The organism is Streptomyces sp. Ag109_G2-15, from assembly GCF_900215565.1.
GTDB lineage: Bacteria > Actinomycetota > Actinomycetes > Streptomycetales > Streptomycetaceae > Streptomyces > Streptomyces diastatochromogenes.
This window is the reverse complement of record NZ_OCNI01000001.1, coordinates 3,896,957-3,916,429: the sequence shown is the minus strand read 5'-3', so window position 1 is coordinate 3,916,429 and position 19,473 is coordinate 3,896,957. Positions and strand designations below refer to the sequence as shown.

The 19,473-nt window shown below is 71.0% G+C and carries 17 protein-coding genes and 1 tRNA gene; 11 read left to right on the top strand and 7 right to left on the bottom strand.

The window, feature by feature from the left end; all coding sequences use genetic code 11:
- The first annotated feature begins 5 nt into the window (after window positions 1-5).
- The 4 genes from CRP49_RS17585 (at window position 6) to CRP49_RS17570 (ending at window position 3,944) form a co-directional block, all read left to right on the top strand.
- A complete protein-coding gene (locus CRP49_RS17585; protein ID WP_097254226.1) occupies window positions 6-938 on the top strand; it encodes an ABC transporter substrate-binding protein in 933 nt (310 codons plus the stop codon).
- 151 nt (window positions 939-1,089) lie between these two features.
- The gene (locus tag CRP49_RS17580; RefSeq protein ID WP_097254225.1) at window positions 1,090-1,764 is read left to right on the top strand and encodes a carbonic anhydrase; all 675 of its coding nucleotides are present in this window, start codon (window positions 1,090-1,092) and stop codon (window positions 1,762-1,764) included.
- Window positions 1,765-1,897: 133 nt separating this feature from the next.
- The gene (locus CRP49_RS17575; protein WP_097254224.1) at window positions 1,898-3,514 is read left to right on the top strand and encodes a SulP family inorganic anion transporter; all 1,617 of its coding nucleotides are present in this window, start codon (window positions 1,898-1,900) and stop codon (window positions 3,512-3,514) included.
- A 10-nt stretch (window positions 3,515-3,524) separates the two neighbouring features.
- The gene (locus tag CRP49_RS17570; protein ID WP_097257417.1) at window positions 3,525-3,944 is read left to right on the top strand and encodes a hypothetical protein; all 420 of its coding nucleotides are present in this window, start codon (window positions 3,525-3,527) and stop codon (window positions 3,942-3,944) included.
- A 4-nt stretch (window positions 3,945-3,948) separates the two neighbouring features.
- Here CRP49_RS17570 and CRP49_RS17565 read toward each other — a convergent pair whose 3' ends face one another.
- A complete protein-coding gene (locus tag CRP49_RS17565; RefSeq protein WP_097254223.1) occupies window positions 3,949-4,710 on the bottom strand; it encodes an SDR family oxidoreductase in 762 nt (253 codons plus the stop codon).
- A gap of 146 nt (window positions 4,711-4,856) precedes the next feature.
- Here CRP49_RS17565 and CRP49_RS17560 point away from each other — a divergent pair, with 146 nt between their 5' ends.
- Window positions 4,857-5,702, top strand: a complete 846-nt coding sequence (locus tag CRP49_RS17560) for a helix-turn-helix transcriptional regulator (RefSeq protein WP_097254222.1) — start codon at window positions 4,857-4,859, stop codon at window positions 5,700-5,702.
- Window positions 5,703-6,029: 327 nt separating this feature from the next.
- Here CRP49_RS17560 and CRP49_RS17555 read toward each other — a convergent pair whose 3' ends face one another.
- Complete coding sequence (locus CRP49_RS17555; RefSeq protein WP_094216598.1) at window positions 6,030-7,421, bottom strand: cystathionine beta-synthase; 1,392 nt, start codon at window positions 7,419-7,421, stop codon at window positions 6,030-6,032.
- Window positions 7,422-7,581: 160 nt separating this feature from the next.
- Here CRP49_RS17555 and CRP49_RS17550 point away from each other — a divergent pair, with 160 nt between their 5' ends.
- From CRP49_RS17550 to CRP49_RS17540, 3 genes are all read left to right on the top strand, one after another.
- On the top strand, window positions 7,582-8,601 hold the full coding sequence (locus CRP49_RS17550; RefSeq protein WP_179851657.1) for an SGNH/GDSL hydrolase family protein: 1,020 nt from the start codon (window positions 7,582-7,584) through the stop codon (window positions 8,599-8,601).
- Between the two features lie 174 nt (window positions 8,602-8,775).
- The gene (locus CRP49_RS17545) at window positions 8,776-9,996 is read left to right on the top strand and encodes an acetyl-CoA C-acetyltransferase (RefSeq protein WP_097254220.1); all 1,221 of its coding nucleotides are present in this window, start codon (window positions 8,776-8,778) and stop codon (window positions 9,994-9,996) included.
- A gap of 298 nt (window positions 9,997-10,294) precedes the next feature.
- A complete protein-coding gene (locus tag CRP49_RS17540; RefSeq protein WP_179851903.1) occupies window positions 10,295-11,077 on the top strand; it encodes a hypothetical protein in 783 nt (260 codons plus the stop codon).
- A 2-nt stretch (window positions 11,078-11,079) separates the two neighbouring features.
- On the opposite strand, the gene CRP49_RS17535 is transcribed toward CRP49_RS17540, so the two are convergent.
- Window positions 11,080-11,391 (bottom strand): hypothetical protein, encoded by a 312-nt coding sequence (locus CRP49_RS17535; RefSeq protein WP_167444148.1) that lies wholly within the window; start codon window positions 11,389-11,391, stop codon window positions 11,080-11,082.
- A 99-nt stretch (window positions 11,392-11,490) separates the two neighbouring features.
- On the opposite strand from CRP49_RS17535, the gene CRP49_RS17530 reads away from it, so the two are divergent.
- Entirely contained in the window at window positions 11,491-11,721 is a 231-nt protein-coding gene (locus tag CRP49_RS17530) for a DUF4287 domain-containing protein (protein WP_020940491.1), read from the top strand.
- A 58-nt stretch (window positions 11,722-11,779) separates the two neighbouring features.
- Here CRP49_RS17530 and CRP49_RS17525 read toward each other — a convergent pair whose 3' ends face one another.
- The 3 genes from CRP49_RS17525 to CRP49_RS17515 all read right to left on the bottom strand — a co-directional run bounded on the left by CRP49_RS17525 (window position 11,780) and on the right by CRP49_RS17515 (window position 14,206).
- On the bottom strand, window positions 11,780-12,640 hold the full coding sequence (locus CRP49_RS17525; protein WP_097254218.1) for a Bax inhibitor-1/YccA family protein: 861 nt from the start codon (window positions 12,638-12,640) through the stop codon (window positions 11,780-11,782).
- 147 nt (window positions 12,641-12,787) lie between these two features.
- Window positions 12,788-13,963, bottom strand: coding sequence for a 4-hydroxybenzoate 3-monooxygenase (locus CRP49_RS17520; RefSeq protein WP_097254217.1), 1,176 nt, complete (start codon window positions 13,961-13,963; stop codon window positions 12,788-12,790).
- Between the two features lie 159 nt (window positions 13,964-14,122).
- Window positions 14,123-14,206 (bottom strand) — tRNA-Leu (locus tag CRP49_RS17515).
- 392 nt (window positions 14,207-14,598) lie between these two features.
- Between CRP49_RS17515 and CRP49_RS17510 the strand changes: the two genes are divergently transcribed.
- Window positions 14,599-15,369, top strand: a complete 771-nt coding sequence (locus CRP49_RS17510) for an ABC transporter ATP-binding protein (RefSeq protein WP_094216604.1) — start codon at window positions 14,599-14,601, stop codon at window positions 15,367-15,369.
- Window positions 15,369-17,897 carry an ABC transporter permease gene (locus tag CRP49_RS17505; protein WP_097254216.1) on the top strand — a complete coding sequence of 843 codons (2,529 nt, stop codon included), beginning with the start codon at window positions 15,369-15,371 and terminating at the stop codon, window positions 17,895-17,897. The genes CRP49_RS17510 and CRP49_RS17505 overlap by 1 nt, the downstream gene beginning before the upstream one ends.
- Window positions 17,898-17,950: 53 nt before the next feature.
- Here CRP49_RS17505 and CRP49_RS17500 read toward each other — a convergent pair whose 3' ends face one another.
- Window positions 17,951-19,240 (bottom strand): cyclopropane-fatty-acyl-phospholipid synthase family protein, encoded by a 1,290-nt coding sequence (locus tag CRP49_RS17500; protein WP_097254215.1) that lies wholly within the window; start codon window positions 19,238-19,240, stop codon window positions 17,951-17,953.
- Window positions 19,241-19,473 lie beyond the last annotated feature (233 nt).

Below are 19,473 nucleotides of genomic sequence, written 5' to 3'. Positions count from 1 at the left end.
CCGAAATGAATCGTCGTACCGTCCTCGGCGGCCTGTTCGCGGTCGCCTCCGTCCCCGCCCTCTCCGCCTGCGCGAGCGGCATCACCTCCCTCGACGGCTCGGGTGCCTCCTCGGGCGGCGGTGGCTCCAGCAAGGGCGGAGTCACCATCGGCACCGCCAACTTCACCGAGAACCAGATCCTCGGCTACCTCTACGCGGCCGTCCTCACCGCGGCCGGCGTGAAGACCAAGGTCCGCCCCAACCTGGGCACCCGGGAGATCGTGATCCCCGCCCTCAGGAGCGGCGACATCGACCTCCTCCCCGAGTACCAGGGCGCCCTCCTCAACTACCTCGACCCGAAGGCCACGCCCACCGAGCAGGGCGCCATGCAGAACGCCCTCACCCTCGCCCTGCCGGCCGGCCTCCAGGTGCTGCCGTACGGCATGGCCGAGGACTCCGACGCCTTCGTCGTCACCCGCGAGACGGCACAGAGGTACGGCCTCGCCTCGCTCGCCGACCTGCGGAAGCAGAACGGGAAGCTGGTCATCGGGGCCGCGCCCGAGGTGAAGAAGCGCCAGGTCGGCGCGGTCGGGCTGAAGGAGGTGTACGGCGTGGACTTCAAGGAGTTCAAGTCGCTGGACTCCGACGGGCCGCTGGTCAAGGGCGCCCTGAAGAAGGGGGACGTGGACGTGGCGAACCTCTTCACCACCGACACCGACATCAAGGCCAACGACTGGGTGGTGCTGTCCGACCCCGAGCACCTGATCCCCAGCCAGCACATCGTCCCGCTCATCGCCGACCGCAAGGCCGACGACACCGTCCGCAAGGCCCTGGCCCGGCTCGGCAACGTCCTGACCACCGCCCAGCTCACCGAGCTGAACCGCCAGGTGGACAAGGACAAGAAGGACCCGGAGGACGTGGCGAACACGTACGCGAAGCAGCACGGGCTGGTGAAGTAACGGTCCTTCCGCGGCCGCCATCAAGGGGCGGTATCGCCGTGGCGATGATCTGACGACGAATCAGCCAAGTGTCGTTAAACCGACACTCAGGGTGATCGGACGGGTGCTTACGGTGAACGTGCGCTACTGGCACGACACCTGAGGAAGCGTCATGGCCTCCAACCGCAGGGCCTTCCTGACGGCCACCGCCGTCACCGCCCTGACCGCCGCCCCGGCGACGGCCGCCCCCGGTCCCCGTCCCCACCCCGCGCGCGCGGCGCACACCGCGCGCACCGCCCTCGACGAACTCCTCGCGGGAAACCGGCGCTATGCCGCCGGCCACCCCCGCCACCCGCACGACAGCCCCGGCCGGCGGCACCTGCTGGCCGCGGCACAGCACCCGTTCGCGGTGATCGTCGGCTGTATCGACTCCCGGGTGCCGCCGGAGCTGGTCTTCGACCAGGGACTCGGCGACCTGCTGTGCATAAGGACCGCCGGCCAGGTGCTGGACGAGGCCGTGCTCGGCTCCATCCAGTACGGCGTCCAGGAGCTGGAGGTCCCGCTGGTGCTGGTGCTCGGGCACGAGCGGTGCGGGGCCGTCGCCGCCACGCTGGACCATCTGCGCACGGGCACGCCGGTGCCGGGCCATCTGGAACTGCTGGTGGACGAGATCGTCCCCGCCGCCCGGCGCACCCGGGCGCTGCCCGGTGACTGGGCCGAGCACACCATGCGCGCCCACACCGCCTGGGTCCGGGACGCGATCCGCGCCGACCCGGCGTTCGGCTCCGCCCAGGTGGAGGCCGCGCGCTTCGATCTCGACTCGGGGCATGTGAGCTTGCTGCCCTGAGCCTCTCTTCCCTCGCACCCGGCACTGCCGACTGTGCCCACCTTCCCCCACTCTCGGCTTCGCTCGAGCGGGGGGACCCCCATCGCCCTGCGAAACGACCATCCACAGCGGTCTACCCCCGAAAACACCCCCCATGAATCACACCCAGGCCCTCACCCGGGCCCTCTCCGTCCTGCCCTCCCCCGCCGACCTCCGTTCCATGACCCGTGCCCCGCGCCGCGACCTGCTGTGCGGGCTGACCGTCGCCGTCGTCGCCCTGCCCCTGGCCCTCGGCTTCGGGGTCACCTCCGGACTCGGGGCCGCCGCCGGGCTGACCACGGCGGTCGTCGCCGGTGCGCTGGCCGCGCTGTTCGGCGGCAGCGCCCGCCAGGTCAGCGGCCCGACCGGCGCCATGACCGTGGTCCTCGTGCCGATCGTGCACCGCTACGGCGCCGACGGCGTCCTCACCGTCGGCCTGATGGCGGGCGTCCTGCTGCTGCTCCTCGCCTTCGCCCGGGCGGGCGCGGCGATGGCGTACGTCCCCGCGCCCGTGATCGCCGGTTTCACCCTCGGCATCGCCTGTGTGATCGCCCTCCAGCAGGTGCCCGCCGCGCTCGGCGTGCCCACGCCGCACGGCGAGCAGGTCGCCGTCGTGGCGGCGAGGGCGGCCGAGGAGTTCGGCGGCGCTCCGCACTGGCCGGCGCTGCTGCTCGCGGCCGGTGCGGCGGCGATCGTGCTGGCCGGCGCCCGCTGGCGGCCGGCCGTGCCCTTCTCCCTCGTCGCGGTGGCCGCGGTCACCGTCGCGGCCGAGGCGCTGCACCTGTCCGTCACGCGCATCGGCACCCTCCCCGCGTCCCTGCCCGCGCCCTCCCTCTCCTTCCTGGACCTCTCCCGCCTCCCCTCCCTGCTCGCCCCGGCCGCCGCGGTGGCCGCGCTGGCCGCGCTGGAGTCCCTGCTGTCGGCGTCGGTCGCCGACGGGATGCGGCCCGGCGAGCGGCACGACCCGTCCAAGGAACTGTTCGGGCAGGGCATCGCCAACCTCGCGGTCCCGCTGTTCGGCGGGGTCCCGGCGACCGGCGCCATCGCCCGCACGGCGGTCAACGTCCGCACCGGTGCCGCGTCCCGGCTGGCCGCGCTCGCGCACGCGGTGATCCTCGCCGGGATCGTCGCGGTCGCCGCCCCGCTGGTGGGCCGTATCCCGCTGGCCGCGCTGGCCGGGGTGCTGCTGGCGACGGCCGTACGCATGGTGGAGCGGGACGCGGTACGGGCGATGGCCCGGGCCACCCGCGGCGACGCACTGGTGCTGGTCCTCACCGCCGGCGCCACGCTCGCCCTGGACCTGGTGCGGGCGGTGCTGATCGGCCTCGGCGTCTCGGTGCTGCTGGCGCTGCGCGCGGCGATGCGCGGCACCCGGCTCACCCCGGCCGCCGCCGACGAACTGCCGGGCGAGGTGGGCACGGTGACCTACCGGTTCGACGGCCCGCTGCTGTTCGCCGCCGCCCACCGCTTCCGGTGCGGGCTCGCCGACGTGCACGACGGGGTCTCGGCGGTCGACCTGCGGCTGTCCGGTCTCACGGCGGTGGACGCGACCGGCGCGCTGGCGCTGAAGGAGGCGGTCGCCGAGCTGCGCGGGCGGGGCGTCGACGTCCGGATCAGCGGGGTGGACCTGGACCACCGCAGGGTGCTGGAGTCCTGCGGGGTCCTCACGTCCGCCGGCGCCGGTGCGAAGAGGGGGGTTGTCCCCAGTGCGGCCGGCATGACCGCTCCCTAGGGTGGAGCGCATGAGCGCACTGGACGCACGGGACGTCGACCTCAAGAAGGACCTGGACGCCACCGTCCGGGCACGCCGGGAACTGGGCGAGGAGTACGACTCCGCACTCGTCGAGTCCTTCCTGGAGAAGGTCGACCAGCGGATCGACGACGTGGTGGACCGCCGGGTGCGCCGGCACCTGGCCGAGCAGCGGATGGCGGACGCGCGCGGTGCCCGGCGGCCGAAGGGCGCCGGGTCCTGGGCCGAGCGCTACGGCTTCGCCGTCGTCTCACTGGTGCTGGCGATCCCGCTGTCCGCGGTCGGCGGAGTCTTCGCGGGGATGTCCGGGGTGGTGGCCACCTGGGTCGGCATCGTCGGCGTCAACGCGGCCCAGGCGGTGCGGCACAACCCGGAGATCCTCACCGGGCGCCGGGCCTCCCGGGAGGACTGAGGTTTCACGCCTGCCGGGTCGGCAGCACCATGATCTGGCGCAGGTTGACGTGCCGGGGGCGGCTGGTGGCGTAGGCGACGACGTCCGCGACCTCCGCCGGCGCGAGGCTGCCGATCGCGTCGAGCATGCCGTCCAGCTGCCCCGACAGCTCGGAGCTGTCGATGTGTGCCTTCAGCTCGGTCTCCGTGAGCCCCGGCTCCACGTTGGTGACCCGCACGTCCCGCGGCCCGAACTCGGAGCGCAGGGACTGCGAGAGGTAGGTGACGGCGGCCTTCGTGGCCCCGTACACCGCGTAGTTGGGGAAGGTGACGTGGGCGCCGATGGACGACACGTTCACCAGGTCGGCGGTGCGGCCCTCGGCGGCCGCGGCCACCAGGTCGGCGGTGAAGGCGCGGATGACCCGCAGTACGCCGGTCACGTTGGTGTCGAGCATGCGCTGCCACTCGTCGAGCCGGCCGTCGTCGACGGGGTTGGGCAGCATCACGCCGGCGTTGTTGACGACCAGGTCGACGGGACCGTAGGCCGCGTGGACCAGGTCCCGGGCGGCCTCGACGGACGCGTCGTCGGTGACGTCGGCGGCCACCACCAGCGCCTCGCCGCCCTCGGCCCGGATCTTCCCGGCGACGGTCTCCAGCCGGTCCGCGCGCCGGGCGAACAGCGCCACCCGGGCGCCCTGCGCGGCCAGTTGGCGCGCGACGGCCTCGCCGATGCCGCTGGCGGCTCCGGTGACGACGGCGGTACGGCCGGACAGGTTCTCGTACGACATGGGTGTTCCCCCTGGTGAGTGCCGGGGCGTCTCCCCGGCGGCCGACACCACCTTCGCCGGGTCCGGCGGCCGTACCCAGGGATGCGCTTTTCCTGGGTCTGCCAGTACCAGGTTGGCGGCCCGCCGCCGGGCCTACGATCGAGCCCATGAACGGGGACTGGAACGAAGGAGAAGTGGGCGACTTCCTGCGCTCGCGCCGTGCCCGCATCCGGCCCGAGGAGGTGGGGCTGCCAGCGCACGGGCGGCGCCGCGTACCGGGCCTGCGCCGCGAGGAGGTCGCACAGCTCGCGGGTGTGAGCGTGGACTACTACATCCGCCTGGAGCAGGGGCGGGGCCCGAGCGTCTCGGACGCCGTGCTGGACGCGATCGCGCGGGTGCTGCGGCTGGACGAGACCGAGCACGCCTATCTGCGCACGGTGGCCCGCCCGCGCCGGCAGCGGACGAAGCAGCGGAGCGCGCCCCAAGTGCGCCCCGGCATCCGGACGCTGCTGGACGGCATGGAACGCAGCCCGGCCTTCGTGCTGGGCCGCCGGATGGACGTGCTGGCGTGGAACGCGCTCGGCGACGCGGTCAACGGCTTCAGCCGCCTGGCACCGGGCGAGCGGAACGTCCCCCGACAGGTCTTCCTCGACCCCGCGGCCCGGGAGCTGTACCCCGAGTGGGCCGCGGTGGCCGCCCAGACCGTGGCGAACCTGCGCCTCGGCGCGGGCCGTTACGCCGACGATCCCGAGCTGTGCGCGTTGGTCGGCGAACTCTCCCTGAAGAGCGAGGACTTCCGCCGCCTGTGGGCGGACCACCAGGTCAAGGAGTGCGCGTACGGCGTGAAGAAGGTGCTCCACCCGGTGGCGGGCCTGCTGACCCTCCCGTACGAGACCCTGACGGTCCCGGACGACCCGGACCAGACGATCGTGGTGTACACACCGGAACCGGGTTCGGAGACGGCGGAGAGGCTTGCGCTGCTGGCCAGCTGGGAGACGAGTACCGCCCGCTGAAAGAAATAGCGCGGGGACCGCCGCACCCCCGTTACCGGGGGGCGGGACGACGGCGGTCCCCGCGAGGGACGCGGGCCGGGTCAGGGCCGGGCTTGCGCGTCCTAGGCGTCCATGGAGGTCCGGGAGCCGCTCCGGAGGTCCTTGGCGCCGTTCGGCGTCGGCCGGGGCGGGGAGCCGCTCCCGCCCTGCCGACACCCACTAATCTGCCTGACCCGTGTTAAGCGGGTGCTGCGCGCACGTGACACGCTCGTACCACTTCCGGAACGGCTGGATCGGCCGAGGTCACCGCAAGTTCGACGCCGCCACGGGCAGTTCACCGCAGGTTTGCTACTTGTTCCCGCCCTTGGCCAGGAAGGCCAGCAGGTCCTGCCGGCTGACCACTCCGGTCGGCTTGCCCTCGACCAGGACGATCGCCGCGTCCGCCGAACCCAGCACCGACATCAGGTCGCCGACCGGCTCGCCGGAGCCGACCTGGGGCAGCGGGGAGCACATGTGCTTCTCCAGCGGGTCGTCCAGCGAGGCCCGCTTGTTGAACAGGGCGTCCAGCAGCTCCCGCTCCACGACCGACCCGACGACCTCGGCGGCCATCACGTCCGGGTGACCGGCGCCCGGCTTGACGACCGGCATCTGCGAGACGCCGTACTCGCGCAGCACCTCGATGGCCTGACCGACCGTCTCCTCCGGGTGCATGTGCACCAGGGACGGGATGGAGCCGCCCTCCTTGTCGTTGAGGACGTCGGCGACGCGGGCGCTGGGGCCCTCGTCCTCCAGAAAGCCGTAGTCGGCCATCCACTCGTCGTTGAAGATCTTGCTGAGGTAGCCGCGCCCGCTGTCGGGCAGCAGCACGACGACGACGTCGTCCGGGCCCAGCCGCTCGGCGACCTCCAGCGCGGCCACCACGGCCATGCCACAGGAGCCGCCCACCAGCAGGCCCTCCTCCTTGGCAAGGCGCCGGGTCATCTGGAAGGAGTCCTTGTCGGACACGGCGACGATCTCGTCGGCCACGGTCCGGTCGTAGGCGGTGGGCCAGAAGTCCTCACCCACGCCCTCGACGAGGTACGGCCGCCCGGAGCCGCCGGAGTACACGGACCCCTCCGGGTCGGCGCCGATGACCTTCACCTTGCCGTCGCTGGCGTCCTTCAGGTAGCGGCCGGTGCCGGAGATGGTGCCGCCGGTGCCGACGCCCGCCACGAAGTGGGTGATCTTCCCCTCGGTCTGCTCCCACAGCTCGGGGCCGGTCGAGTGATAGTGCGAGAGCGGGTTGTTGGGGTTGGAGTACTGGTCCGGCTTCCAGGCGCCGGGCGTCTCGCGCACCAGCCGGTCGGAGACGTTGTAGTAGGAGTCCGGGTGCTCAGGAGCCACGGCGGTCGGGCAGACCACGACCTCCGCCCCGTACGCCCGCAGCACGTTGATCTTGTCGGTGCTCACCTTGTCGGGGCACACGAAGATGCACTTGTAGCCCTTCTGCTGGGCCACGATGGCGAGACCGACGCCGGTGTTGCCGCTGGTCGGCTCAACAATGGTCCCGCCCGGCTTGAGCTCGCCGCTCTGCTCGGCCGCCTCGATCATGCGCAGGGCGATGCGGTCCTTCACGGAGCCGCCCGGGTTGAAGTACTCCACCTTGGCCAGGACGGTGGCCTGGATGCCCTTGGTCACGCTGTTGAGCTTCACCAGCGGGGTGTTGCCGACGAGGCTGATCATCGAGTCGTGGAATTGCACCGTTGTCTCCGGTTGCTTGCAAAAAGAGTGGTCGTAGTGGTTCCGCCAGCCTAAGGCCCCTGAGTGACGTGGGGCGGGCGTTCACTCCTCGTTGAGATTGGCGCACGGGCTGTACGGGGCAAGGAGTGGGTGTACGGCTACGAGGAGGTGGCGGCGACGCATGACAGGCATGTCGAGGGCGAGGGTGGCCCGGCGTATCGCGGCCGGAGCGGCGTACGGCGGTGGCGGGGTCGGGCTGGTCGGGGCGGCCGCCGTCGGCCTGCTGTTGGCGGAGGTACGGCTGGCCCGGCGCCACGTGGGCAACGGCAGTGGCGGGCGGGTGCCCGTGGCCGAGGGCTTGTACGGCACCTCGTACGACGTCCCCGGTGAACCGCCCCTCAGGCTGAGCATGCTCGGCGACTCGACGGCGGCCGGGCAGGGCGTGCACCGGGCGGGACAGACCCCGGGGGCGCTGCTGGCGTCGGGATTGTCGGCGGTGGCGGAGCGCCCGGTGGAGCTGCGGAACGTGGCGTTGCCGGGGGCGCAGTCGGACGACCTGGACCGCCAGGTGGCGCTGGTGCTCTCGTCCCCTTATCCCCTCCCCGACATCTGCGTGATCATGATCGGCGCGAACGACGTCACGCACCGGATCCCGCCGACGCGCTCGGTACGGCATCTGTCGGCGGCGGTACGACGGCTGCGCACGGCCGGTGCGGAGGTGGTCGTCGGCACGTGTCCCGACCTCGGCACCATCGAGCTGGTGCAGCAGCCGCTGCGGTGGCTGGCCCGCCGGGCCTCGCGGCAGCTGGCGGCGGCGCAGACGATCGGGGTGGTGGAGCAGGGCGGGCGGACGGTGTCGCTGGGTGATCTGCTGGGCCCCGAGTTCGAGGCGAACCCCCGGGAACTGTTCGGGCCGGACAACTACCACCCCTCCGCGGAGGGGTACGCCACGGCGGCGATGGCGATACTGCCCACGGTGTGTGCGGCGCTGGGCCTGTGGCCGGCGGAGGAGGAGCGCCCCGACGTATCCCGCCGCGAAGGCTTCCTCCCGGTCGCCCGAGCTGCGGCCGAGGCCGCGGCGGAGGCAGGCACGGAGGTCACGGCGGCGATGCCTACGGGTCCGCGGGGACCGTGGGCGCTGCTCAAGCGCAGGCGCCGCCGCCGCGTCCCGGAAGCCGAGCCGGCAACCCCGTCGCCGTGACCCCTGGGGGCTCCGCCCCCAGGCGGTGACCTCAGGGCCCACCTCGTCGCGACCAAGCAAGCGCTTAGTAAATTGCGGTCAGTGTCACACCGCGACACCGGTGACCTGGACCATACGTACGGGTAACTTCCCAAGCGGCCCTGCCAAACACCTGCTACGCCCACTGGAGCCGTGATGCCCGAAGCCGTCATCGTCTCGACCGCCCGCTCCCCCATCGGCCGCGCCGGCAAGGGTTCCCTCAAGGACCTGCGCCCCGACGACCTGACCGCGACCATCATCCAGGCGGCGCTCGCCAAGGTCCCCGAGCTGGACCCGAGGGACATCGACGACCTGATGCTCGGCTGCGGCCTCCCCGGCGGCGAGCAGGGCCACAACCTCGGCCGGATCGTCGCCGTACAGATGGGCATGGACCACCTGCCGGGCTGCACGGTCACCCGTTACTGCTCCTCCTCGCTCCAGACCTCCCGCATGGCCCTGCACGCCATCAAGGCCGGCGAGGGCGACGTCTTCATCTCGGCCGGCGTCGAGACGGTGTCCCGCTTCTTCAAGGGCAGCTCCGACGGCCTCCCCGACACGCACAACCCCTTCTTCGCCGAGGCCGAGGCCCGTACCGCCGCCGTCGCCGAGCAGGAGGGCACCACGTGGCACGACCCGCGTGAGGACGGGCTGGTCCCGGACGCGTACATCTCGATGGGCCAGACCGCCGAGAACCTGGCCCGCTGGAAGGGCGTGACCCGCCAGGAGATGGACGAGTTCGGCGTCCGCTCGCAGAACCTCGCCGAAGAGGCCATCAAGAACGGCTTCTGGGAGCGCGAGATCACCCCGGTGGCCCTCCCCGACGGCACGGTGGTCAGCAAGGACGACGGCCCGCGCGCCGGCGTCACCCTGGAGGCCGTCCAGGGCCTCAAGCCGGTCTTCCGCCCGGACGGCCTGGTCACGGCCGGCAACTGCTGCCCGCTCAACGACGGCGCCGCCGCCCTCGTCATCATGAGCGACACCAAGGCCCGCGAGCTGGGCCTCACCCCGCTCGCCCGCATCGTGTCGACCGGTGTCTCCGGCCTCTCCCCGGAGATCATGGGCCTCGGCCCGGTGGAGGCCTCCCAGCAGGCCCTGCGCCGCGCCGGCCTGACCATCGACGACATCGACCTGGTCGAGATCAACGAGGCCTTCGCCGCCCAGGTGATCCCCTCCTACCGTGACCTCGGCATCGACATCGACAAGCTGAACGTCAACGGCGGCGCCATCGCCGTCGGCCACCCCTTCGGCATGACCGGCGCCCGCATCACCGGCACGCTCATCAACTCCCTGCAGTGGCACGACAAGCAGTTCGGCCTGGAGACGATGTGCGTCGGCGGCGGCCAGGGCATGGCCATGGTCATCGAGCGCCTCAGCTGACCTGATCCACCCTCGGTAGCCGAGCGGGTACGCCAAGTCAGGAATCAGCCCAGAACCCGGAAAACCCCCGGGTTCTGGGCCAATTTGTGATCCAATCTCCCCCAGGATGTGACCTATCTCCCTCGCTGGGAGTATCGCTGCAGGTCAGCGCAGGTCAGCGCGATGACAGGCGAAACCACGAGCCGAAAGTCCTGTCCGTTTCGTGACGTTACGCACTGACAGCTGCTTAGTCCGCCCTTCAAGCTGATGTAGGAAGTCGGGGGTCGACTTTGAACCTGGGAGTACGTCAGTGAGCGCCATGCCGATCGCCCTGCTGTTCACCACGGCCGCCACGGGCGCCGTGGGCGTCGCCGTCCTGCGCACCGTGCTGAAGCTGCGCCGTCAGCTCACGGAGCTGCAGTCTCAGCTCGCCGAGAACCAGGCCGCCGCACTGGGCGCGCTGCTGCCCGCCGCCCGCACCACCACCGACACGGACGAGATACGCGCGGCCGTGGCCGAGGCGCTCGCCGAGGAGCGGGAGCGGGAGTTGGCCGAGGCCCGGGCGTTCTGGGCCGCCCAGGAGGCCCGTGACGCCTCCGACGCACCGTCCCTGCTGGGCCTGGCCGACGGCGACCTGTTCCTGCCCCGGCAGACCGACTTCGTGGGCCTGGAGCCGCTGGAGCCGGTCTCCGAGCCGACCACCGAGGCCGACGAGTTCGCCGGGGACTCCCCCGAACTGGCCGCGGCCCGCCGCCGCCACCCCTCGCACCCGGACTTCGTCCCGGTGCAGTCGCCGGCCGTGAACGACCACGAGCGCACGGTGACCACGCTGGAGCAGCTGGCCGCCGACCAGGTCGAGCTGTCCGACGTCCGCCCGGGCCCGCTCGGCACCCTCGACGTCTACGTCTTCGCCGACGGCACCACCCTGTGCATGACCCCCGGCCACCGCGAGACGGCCGAACACCTGGCCGCGGCTCTCCGCGAGGGCGAGACCCCGTACCTCCTCGGCGGCTCGGGCATCTCGGGCGCCTACACCCTGACCTTCGCCTGCGGCAAGGACACGGTCTACATCCTGGCGGACCGGGTCATAGCGTCCCTCTGACGTCAGACCCCCGCCCTCTTCCGCGCCTCCTCCACCAACCCCACCGCTTCGGTGACCTGATCCTCGCTCTCCAGCACCAGAGCCAAGTCGTGCGCGGCCACCAAGATTTGGTCGGCGGCCGCGAACATCCCCGCATCCGGCATCTCCCGAGGCTCGACCCCCGGCTCCTCAACACTCTGCGTCCACCGGGCCAACTGTCTTGCCAGCGCCAGCGCCTCCGCCGCAGCACCCCGCTGGAGTCTGCTCTGCGGCGCCGCTCTCAACTTGTCGGCGAAGTGATCCACTGCTCGGGTCAAGGGCGTCGTATCAACCACGCGCCGAGCGTAACGCGCCGCACTGTTGCCAATACGCGAACGCTCAGGCACGGTGACGTGAAGGACCGGCTTACATCCCCTTTGCGTTCGGAGGCGCCGATGTCCCAGCTCTTCTCCGAGGAGACCCACCGCAATCTGCTCGCCCGCATCCCCCACTGCACCGGTCGTGAGGTTTCCGACTGGCTGCGCACCGTAGAAGAAGGCCCCGCCCTGTTCCGCTTCGAGGAGAAGGTCAGCTGGCTCCGGCACGAGTACGACCTCGCGTACGGCCACGCGAAGGCGATCGTCCACGAGTACGACCTGAGGAGGGCAGCCCGCAAGCTGCTCTGAGACGCCGAGAGGGCCCCGGGTCGGAACCCGGGGCCCTCTCGCAGAACCGGCGTGTCGGTTAGTCGTTGTTGCTGAAGATCGCCACCAGCCGCAGCATCTCCACGTAGATCCACACCAGGTTCACGGTGAGGCCGAACGCGGCGAGCCAGGACTCGTTGCGCGGGGCGCCGTAGGCGATGCCGTCCTCGATCTGCTTGAAGTCGAGGGTCAGGAAGAACGCGCCGAGCACGATGGCGATGATGCCGACGATCGCGCCGAGCGGGCCCATGCTGCGCAGGCCGCCGTTCTCGGCGACGCCGAACGCGACCAGCAGCAGGTTGACCGCCATGACGAGGACGAAGGCGATGGCGATGGCCGTGCCGATGCGGGCGTAGCGGGCGGTGACGCGGATCCAGCCGGCCTTGTAGACGAGCAGGGTCGCGCCCGCGACCGCCAGGGTGCCGAGCACCGCCTGGAAGGGGGCGCCGCTCCAGCGGCTGTTGTACATCTCGCTGATGACGCCCAGGAAGACGCCCTCGAAGGCGGCGTAGCCCAGGATGAGCGCGGGCGACGGAGTGCGCTTGAAGCTCTGCACCAGGCCCAGGACCATCGCGATGATCGCCGCGCCGAAGGCGAGGCCGTAGCTGGTCGCCGAGACGGGCAGCAACACCCAGGCGAGGACGGCGCCGACGGCGACCGTGCCGAGCGTCAGGGCCGAACGCATGACGACGTCGTCCATCGTCATCCGGTCGGTGGTGGCGGGGGCCTGCGGCGGGGCACCGTACCGCACGTCCTGCTGGGCGTACGGGTTCTGCGCGTAGGGGTTCTGCGCGTACGGGTTGCCCTGTGCGTACCCGGCCTGCGCTGCGGTGTTGAAGCCGGCGTAGCCGTTGTCGCGGCTGAACCCCCGTCGCGAGAAGACCGGGTTGCTGCTCCTCATTTCACTCCTCCATGGCCACCGTGCGTGGCCTTGGCCTCAAGAGTAATGGATTGGCAAAGGATCGACCGTAATACCTGGGGAGGATCTTTCCCTCGCTGTGCTGCGCAACACGCTAAGCGGAAGGCTCATTCCCTGCCAGGGACGAGGTCAGTCCAGAGGGAAGCCGGTGTAGGCCTCGGCGAGGTCGGTCTCGGCCGCGCGAGAGGAGGCGATCCGTTCCAGCCGGGCCAACTGGAGGCGGGCGTCGAAGTCGGTGGCGTCCGGGGCCCGGTGGAGCAGGGTCGTCATGTCGTAGGAGAACCGCTCGGCCTGCCAGACGCGGCGCAGGCAGGTCGCGGAGTAGGCGTCGAGGAGGCCGGGGGAGCCGGTCTCCCGCTCGTGGACGAGCGCCCGGACGAAGGTCATGACGTCCCCGACGGCCAGGTTCAGCCCCTTCGCGCCCGTGGGCGGCACGATGTGGGCGGCGTCGCCGGCGAGGAAGAGCCGGCCGTGGCGCATCGGCTCGTGCACGAAGGACCGCATGGGGGTGACGGACTTCTGGGTGATGGGCCCGCGTTCCAGGGTCCAGTCGTCGTCGGTCTCGAAGCGCCGCTCGAGTTCGGCCCAGATCTCGTCGTCGCTCCACTCCTCGGCCTTGGTCTCCGCGGGCACCTGGAGGTAGAGGCGGGAGATGGACGGGGAGCGCATGGACAGCAGGGCGAAGCCGCGGTCGTGGCGGGCGTAGACCAGTTCGTCGTGCGAGGGGGCGACGTCGGCGAGGATGCCGAGCCAGGCGTAGGGGTACGACCGTTCGAACGCCCGGGAGACGGCCGCCGGGAAGGCCTTCCTGGCCACGCCCCAGAAGCCGTCGCAGCCGACGACGTAGTCGCACTCCAGCACGTCCTCGCGCCCCTGGTGCCGGAAGGGGATCCGCGGCCGGTCGCCCTCCGCGCCCTCGACGGCCAGGGCCTCCGCCTCGAACAGCAGCGGGCCGCCCTCCTCCAGCTGGAGGGCGATTAGGTCCTTGCAGACCTCCGTCTGGGCGTAGACCATCACGGACCGCCCGCCGGTCAGCCCGGGGAAGTCGACGCGATGACGGCGCCGGTCGAAGCGCAGCTCGATCCCGTCGTGCCGGAGCCCCTCGCGGTCCATCCGCTGCCCGGCTCCGGCCGCGCGCAGCACGTCCACCGTGCCCTGTTCCAGGATCCCGGCGCGCTGCCGGTGCTCCACGTAGGCACGGTCGCGGCTCTCCAGGACGACCGAGTCGATACCGGCACGGTGCAGCAGCCGCGCGAGAAGCAGCCCGGCCGGGCCGGCTCCGATGATCCCGACGGTGGTACGCATCGGTCGTTCCCTTCCCTCTGACGGACAGTCTGTCTGACACCCAGTCTGTTCGTCTGGTGAAATTTCCTTCACTCAGTTACGAGCGTGAGTCTCCGACCGCGGACATGCCGCTGTCAACGGTCGTGCTGTCGTTCGAGAGGTGGGGTCGGAGGCGGAAAGTGCCCGGAGCCGGACTTGAACCGGCACGCCCGCGAAGGGGCAGCGAGGTTTAAGCTCGCCGTGTCTGCATTCCACCATCCGGGCAGGCCATGGGCTCCGCAACGAGGGTCCGAGCCTATCGGTGCGTATCCCTCGAACAGCGGAAGGGATGGCCCGATGTTGTCTTATTTTATTGACGTCTGAGGGTGCATCAGCCCACGGAACGCGCCATCCGCACTTGCCAATAGCGTGACGTGGCGTGGGCGCGCGCGTACGCGGAATGACGGAATTTCACCTACCGAACGAGGGCGGTCGTCCGGTTCTGGACACCGCGGGTCTCGGGGTCGCCCGTCCTCCCCAGGTATGACTCGGGCCTGCTCCGTCCGACCGGAGTCGCCCTTCGGAACCGGAACAGCGACTGACTACACGGGCGCCGGCGGCCGGGACGATGAATCAGTCCCCACGAACTGACGTCGTCCCGACAGGAGCACCTTCCCGTGACCACCACACCCACCGCCGGCCGGACCACGGCCGTGGCCGCCCGCGCCACGGAGCTGTCGAAGATCTATGGGCAGGGCGAGACCCGGGTGGTCGCCCTGGACCGGGTCTCCGTCGACTTCCGGCAGGCCGAGTTCACCGCGATCATGGGCCCGTCCGGTTCCGGCAAGTCCACGCTGATGCACTGCGTGGCGGGCCTGGACAGCTTCTCCTCGGGGTCCGTGCGGATCGGCGAGACCGAGCTGGGCTCCCTGAAGGACAAGCAGCTCACCAAGTTGCGCCGGGACAAGATCGGCTTCATCTTCCAGGCCTTCAACCTGCTGCCCACGCTGACCGCGCTGGAGAACATCACCCTCCCGATGGACATCGCGGGCCGGAAGGCCGACAAGGCCTGGCTGGACCAGGTCATCCAGATGGTCGGGCTCTCCGGACGGCTCAGCCACCGGCCCTCGCAGCTGTCCGGCGGCCAGCAGCAGCGGGTCGCGGTCGCCCGCGCGCTCGCCTCCAGGCCCGAGATCATCTTCGGTGACGAGCCGACCGGAAACCTCGACTCCCGCTCCGGCGCCGAGGTGCTGGGCTTCCTGCGCAACTCCGTGCGCGAGCTGGGCCAGACGGTGGTCATGGTGACCCACGACCCGGTGGCCGCGGCCTACGCGGACCGCGTGATCTTCCTCGCGGACGGGCGGATCGTGGACGAGATCTACGGCCCCACGGCCGACTCCGTGCTCGACCTGATGAAGCAGTTCGACGCGAAGGGCCGTACCAGCTGATGTTCCGCACCGCCCTGCGCAACGTACTCGCGCACAAGGCCCGGCTCCTGATGACCGTGCTCGCCGTCATGCTCGGCGTGGCGTTCGTGTCCGGGACGCTGGTCTTCACCAACACCATCTCCGACGCCTACCAGAACAGCTCCGCCAAGGGCTTCGACCAGGTCGACGTCGCCGTCACCGCCAAGTACCAGGACTCCAAGGGCAACCGGGTCGGCAAGACCCCCGAGCTGACCCAGGCGCTGCTCGACAAGGCCGCGAAGGTCCCGGGCGCCGCCTCCGCCACCGGTGTCGTCACCGGCTTCACCGCGATCGCCGACAAGGACGGCAAGCTGCTCGGCGGCGGCTGGCAGTCCGAGGGCGGCAACTACTGGGGCGCCAAGGACGCCCGCTACCCGCTGGTCAGCGGCCACGCGCCCAGCGGCAGGGACGAGGTCCTGATCGACTCCAAGACCGCCGAGCGGGCCGGCTACAAGGTCGGCGACACCGTGCGCATCTCGGTCGACGGCCCGGTGCTCACCCCGCGCGTCAGCGGCGTCTTCACCACCGACGACGGCAACGTGGCCGCGGGCGGCAGCCTCGCCCTGTTCGACACGCCGACCGCGCAGGCGCTGTTCGGCAAGAAGGGCGCGTACGACGAGATCGACGTGAAGGCGGCGACCGGAACCAGCCAGACCGCGCTCCAGGCCGCGCTGGACAAGGCGCTGCCGTCGAAGCTGGTGGAGACCAGCACCGGAAAGCAGCTCGCCGACGACCAGGCCCAGCAGATCTCCTCCTCGATGAGCGGCCTGAAGCAGGGCCTGCTGGTCTTCGCCGGCATCTCCCTGTTCGTCGGCACGTTCATCATCGCCAACACCTTCACCATGCTGGTCGCCCAGCGCACCAGGGAACTGGCCCTGATGCGGGCCGTCGGCGCCTCCCGCCGACAGGTCACCCGCTCGGTGCTGATCGAGGCGTTCGTGGTCGGCACGGTCGCCGGTGTGACCGGTCTGGTCGCCGGCATCGGCATCGGCGCGGGGCTGCGGAGCCTGCTGGGCTCCTTCGGCGCGAGCATGCCGGACGGGCCGCTGGTGGTCACGCCGGGCACCGTGGTGACCGCCCTCGCGGTCGGCGTCGTCATCACCGTGCTGGCCGCCTGGCTGCCGGGCCGCCGGGCCGCGAAGATCCCGCCGGTGGCGGCGATGAGCAGCGTGCACGCCAAGGCGACCACCAAGTCGCTGGTGCTGCGCAACACGCTCGGCGCGCTGTTCTCGGCGGCCGGTGTCGCGGTGGTCCTCGCGGCCACCTCGATGGACGGCTCCGACGGCCAGGCCCCGATGGGCATCGGCGCGGTCCTGCTCATCATCGGCGTGTTCATCCTGACCCCGCTGCTGTCCCGCCCGCTGATCGCGGCCGCCGCCCCGGTGCTGCGCGTGTTCGGTGTCTCGGGCAAGCTGGCCCGCCAGAACTCGGTGCGCAACCCGCGCCGTACGGCGGCCACGGCGTCCGCGCTGATGATCGGCCTCACCCTGATCACCGGCATGACGGTCATGGCGGGCAGCCTGCAGACGTCCATCGACAAGATGGCCAGCTCGGCGATCCGCGCCGACTACGTCGTCTCGATGGCCAACCGCAGCCCGCTCTCCCCCGGCGTGGCGAAGAAGATCGCCGCCGACCCCGACGTCACCGCGAGCAGCCCGCTGCGCAACGCCGAGTCCCGTATCGACGGCCGGACCGAGTTCCTGACCGGCGTCAACGGCTCGGTCATCGGCGAGCTGACGGACCTCAAGGTGGACGACGGCACCTTCAAGGTCGGCGGCTCCCAGGTCGTCGTGGACCAGGACCGGGCCAAGGACTACGGCTGGAAGGCCGGTTCGCGGTTCACCGTGCACTACGAGGACGGCAAGGCGCAGCAGCTGACCGTCGCCGGGGTCTACGAGGGCAACGACATGCTCAACGGGATCATGATCGACAACAAGGTCCTCACGCCGCACCTGAGCGACGCCTCCGACATGCAGGTCATGGTCAAGACGGCGGACGGCGTCTCCACCTCGGCCAAGGACGGGCTGGAGAAGGTGCTCGGCACCAACCCGGCGATCAAGGTCCAGGACAAGCAGGACATCTCCGACGACATCGCGCAGATGTTCACGCTGATGCTGAACATGGTCTACGGCCTGCTCGGCATGGCGGTGATCGTCGCGGTCCTCGGTGTCATCAACACCCTGGCCATGTCGGTCTTCGAGCGCTCCCAGGAGATCGGCATGCTGCGCGCGATCGGCCTGGACCGGACCGCCGTCAAGCGGATGGTCCGCCTGGAGTCCCTGGTGATCTCCCTGTTCGGCGGCGTGCTGGGCATCGGTCTGGGCGTGTTCTTCGGCTGGGCGGCCGGAGAGCTGCTGGGCACGAAGATGCCGACGTACGAACTGGTCCTGCCCTGGGGCCGGATGACGGTCTTCCTGCTGCTGGCGGCGGTGGTCGGCATCCTGGCCGCGCTGTGGCCGGCCCGGCGCGCGGCCCGGCTGAACATGCTGACGGCGATCAAGGCCGAGTAGCCGTACGACAGGCCGAGGGCCCCGCTCCATCACGGAGCGGGGCCCTCGCCGTGTCAGGAGTTCCAGGTGCGGGTGCGCAGCGGCAGGCCGGACCCGCCGGACTCCGGGGTGCGGACCGCCAGGACCTGGTTGACGCCGATGCGGTTGCGTTCGAAGGCGAGCGCGCAGGCGGCCATGTACAGGCGCCAGACCCGGGCGCGGCCGGGGCTGGTGAGGCGGACCGCGCGGTCCCAGTCGGCCTCCAGGCGCGCGACCCACTCGCGCAGCGTGCGGGCGTAGTGCTCGCGGATCGACTCCACGTCCCGCACCTCGAAGCCGGCCCGCTCCAGCTGGGTGACGGTGGTGCCGATCGGGGCGAGTTCGCCGTCCGGGAAGACGTAGGCGTCGATGAACCGGTCGGTCTCGTACGCCGTTTCGTCGCGCTGCGGGCGGCGGGCGATCTGGTGGTTGAGCAGCCGTCCGCCGGGCTTCAGCAAGGCGTACAGGTTGCCCGCGTACTCCAGGTACCGTTCGGCGCCGACGTGCTCGGCCATGCCGATGGAGGAGATGGCGTCGTAGGGGCCGTCGACGACGTCCCGGTAGTCCTGGACCCTGATCTCCACCCGGTCGGCCAGCCCCTCGTCGGCGACGCGTTTACGGGCGTACGCGGCCTGCTCCTGCGACAGCGTGACCCCGACGACGCTCACGCCGTGCTCCCGGGCCGCGTGGATGGCCATCGAGCCCCAGCCGCAGCCGACGTCCAGCAGCCGCTGACCCTCCTTCAGGCCGAGCTTGGCGCAGACGAGTTCGAGCTTGTCGCGCTGGGCGGACTCCAGGGAACCCCCGTCCTCCCAGTAGGCGCACGAGTAGACCATCGACGGCCCGAGGACGATCTCGTAGAAGTCGTTGCCGACGTCGTAGTGGTGGCTGATGGCCTGTTTGTCGCTGCGCCGCGTGTGCAGATGACGGCGCCTGCGGACCTCCTCGCGCGGCGGGGCGGGCGGGATCGGCGGTCCCACGAGCTTCAGCAACTCGCGCCCGGCCGCCCGTACCTCGGGGTCGCGCAGCGCCTGGGCGAGGGTTCGGGAGTCCTCCCCGCGCTCCCACACCAGTCCGGCCATGGCGTCGAGGACGGTGTACAGGTCGCCCTCGATGTCCAGGTCTCCGGCGACCCAGGCGCGGGCGAGGCCCAGTTCGCCCGGTTTGAACAGCATGCGGCGCAGGGCGCGGCGGTTGCGCACGACGAGCGTCGGCGCGTCCGGCGGCCCCGCCTCCGATCCGTCCCAGGTCCGTAGCCGCACCGGGAGCGGTACTCCCAGCAGCTGCTCGGCAAGACTCCTCAGCCGCGACGCGGCTTCGGCCATGGCGCACCTCCGGTGAAAGGAATCGGCCCGCTGGATCGTCTCCATCCGGCTGCAGGGAAACGACCCGGCACGCCGACGTCATTCCCCTCCACACGCTCCTGCCGACAGGTTGGCCGAACCGTCACACTCCCGCGTTACCGCCGGGGTCCCCGTTCGGTCAAGTCCCGAGATCCAGGGTCATGCCCTGTTCGACCCGAGAAGTCCTAATGGAGGCAGAACGTTCCGTTCGACTC

Excerpts from the sequence above, each read along its gene's own strand:
- CRP49_RS17530 (WP_020940491.1), top strand. The coding sequence starts at position 11,491 with ATGTCCCAGCTCTTCTCCGAGGAGACCCACCGCAATCTGCTCGCCCGC.
- CRP49_RS17500 (WP_097254215.1), bottom strand. The coding sequence starts at position 19,240 with ATGGCCGAAGCCGCGTCGCGGCTGAGGAGTCTTGCCGAGCAGCTGCTG.
- CRP49_RS17540 (WP_179851903.1), top strand. The coding sequence starts at position 10,295 with ATGCCGATCGCCCTGCTGTTCACCACGGCCGCCACGGGCGCCGTGGGC.
- CRP49_RS17525 (WP_097254218.1), bottom strand. The coding sequence starts at position 12,640 with ATGAGGAGCAGCAACCCGGTCTTCTCGCGACGGGGGTTCAGCCGCGAC.
- CRP49_RS17545 (WP_097254220.1), top strand. The coding sequence starts at position 8,776 with ATGCCCGAAGCCGTCATCGTCTCGACCGCCCGCTCCCCCATCGGCCGC.
- CRP49_RS17565 (WP_097254223.1), bottom strand. The coding sequence starts at position 4,710 with ATGTCGTACGAGAACCTGTCCGGCCGTACCGCCGTCGTCACCGGAGCC.
- CRP49_RS17505 (WP_097254216.1), top strand. The coding sequence starts at position 15,369 with ATGTTCCGCACCGCCCTGCGCAACGTACTCGCGCACAAGGCCCGGCTC.
- CRP49_RS17550 (WP_179851657.1), top strand. The coding sequence starts at position 7,582 with ATGACAGGCATGTCGAGGGCGAGGGTGGCCCGGCGTATCGCGGCCGGA.
- CRP49_RS17570 (WP_097257417.1), top strand. The coding sequence starts at position 3,525 with ATGAGCGCACTGGACGCACGGGACGTCGACCTCAAGAAGGACCTGGAC.
- CRP49_RS17575 (WP_097254224.1), top strand. The coding sequence starts at position 1,898 with ATGAATCACACCCAGGCCCTCACCCGGGCCCTCTCCGTCCTGCCCTCC.
- CRP49_RS17585 (WP_097254226.1), top strand. The coding sequence starts at position 6 with ATGAATCGTCGTACCGTCCTCGGCGGCCTGTTCGCGGTCGCCTCCGTC.
- CRP49_RS17520 (WP_097254217.1), bottom strand. The coding sequence starts at position 13,963 with ATGCGTACCACCGTCGGGATCATCGGAGCCGGCCCGGCCGGGCTGCTT.
- CRP49_RS17580 (WP_097254225.1), top strand. The coding sequence starts at position 1,090 with ATGGCCTCCAACCGCAGGGCCTTCCTGACGGCCACCGCCGTCACCGCC.
- CRP49_RS17560 (WP_097254222.1), top strand. The coding sequence starts at position 4,857 with ATGAACGGGGACTGGAACGAAGGAGAAGTGGGCGACTTCCTGCGCTCG.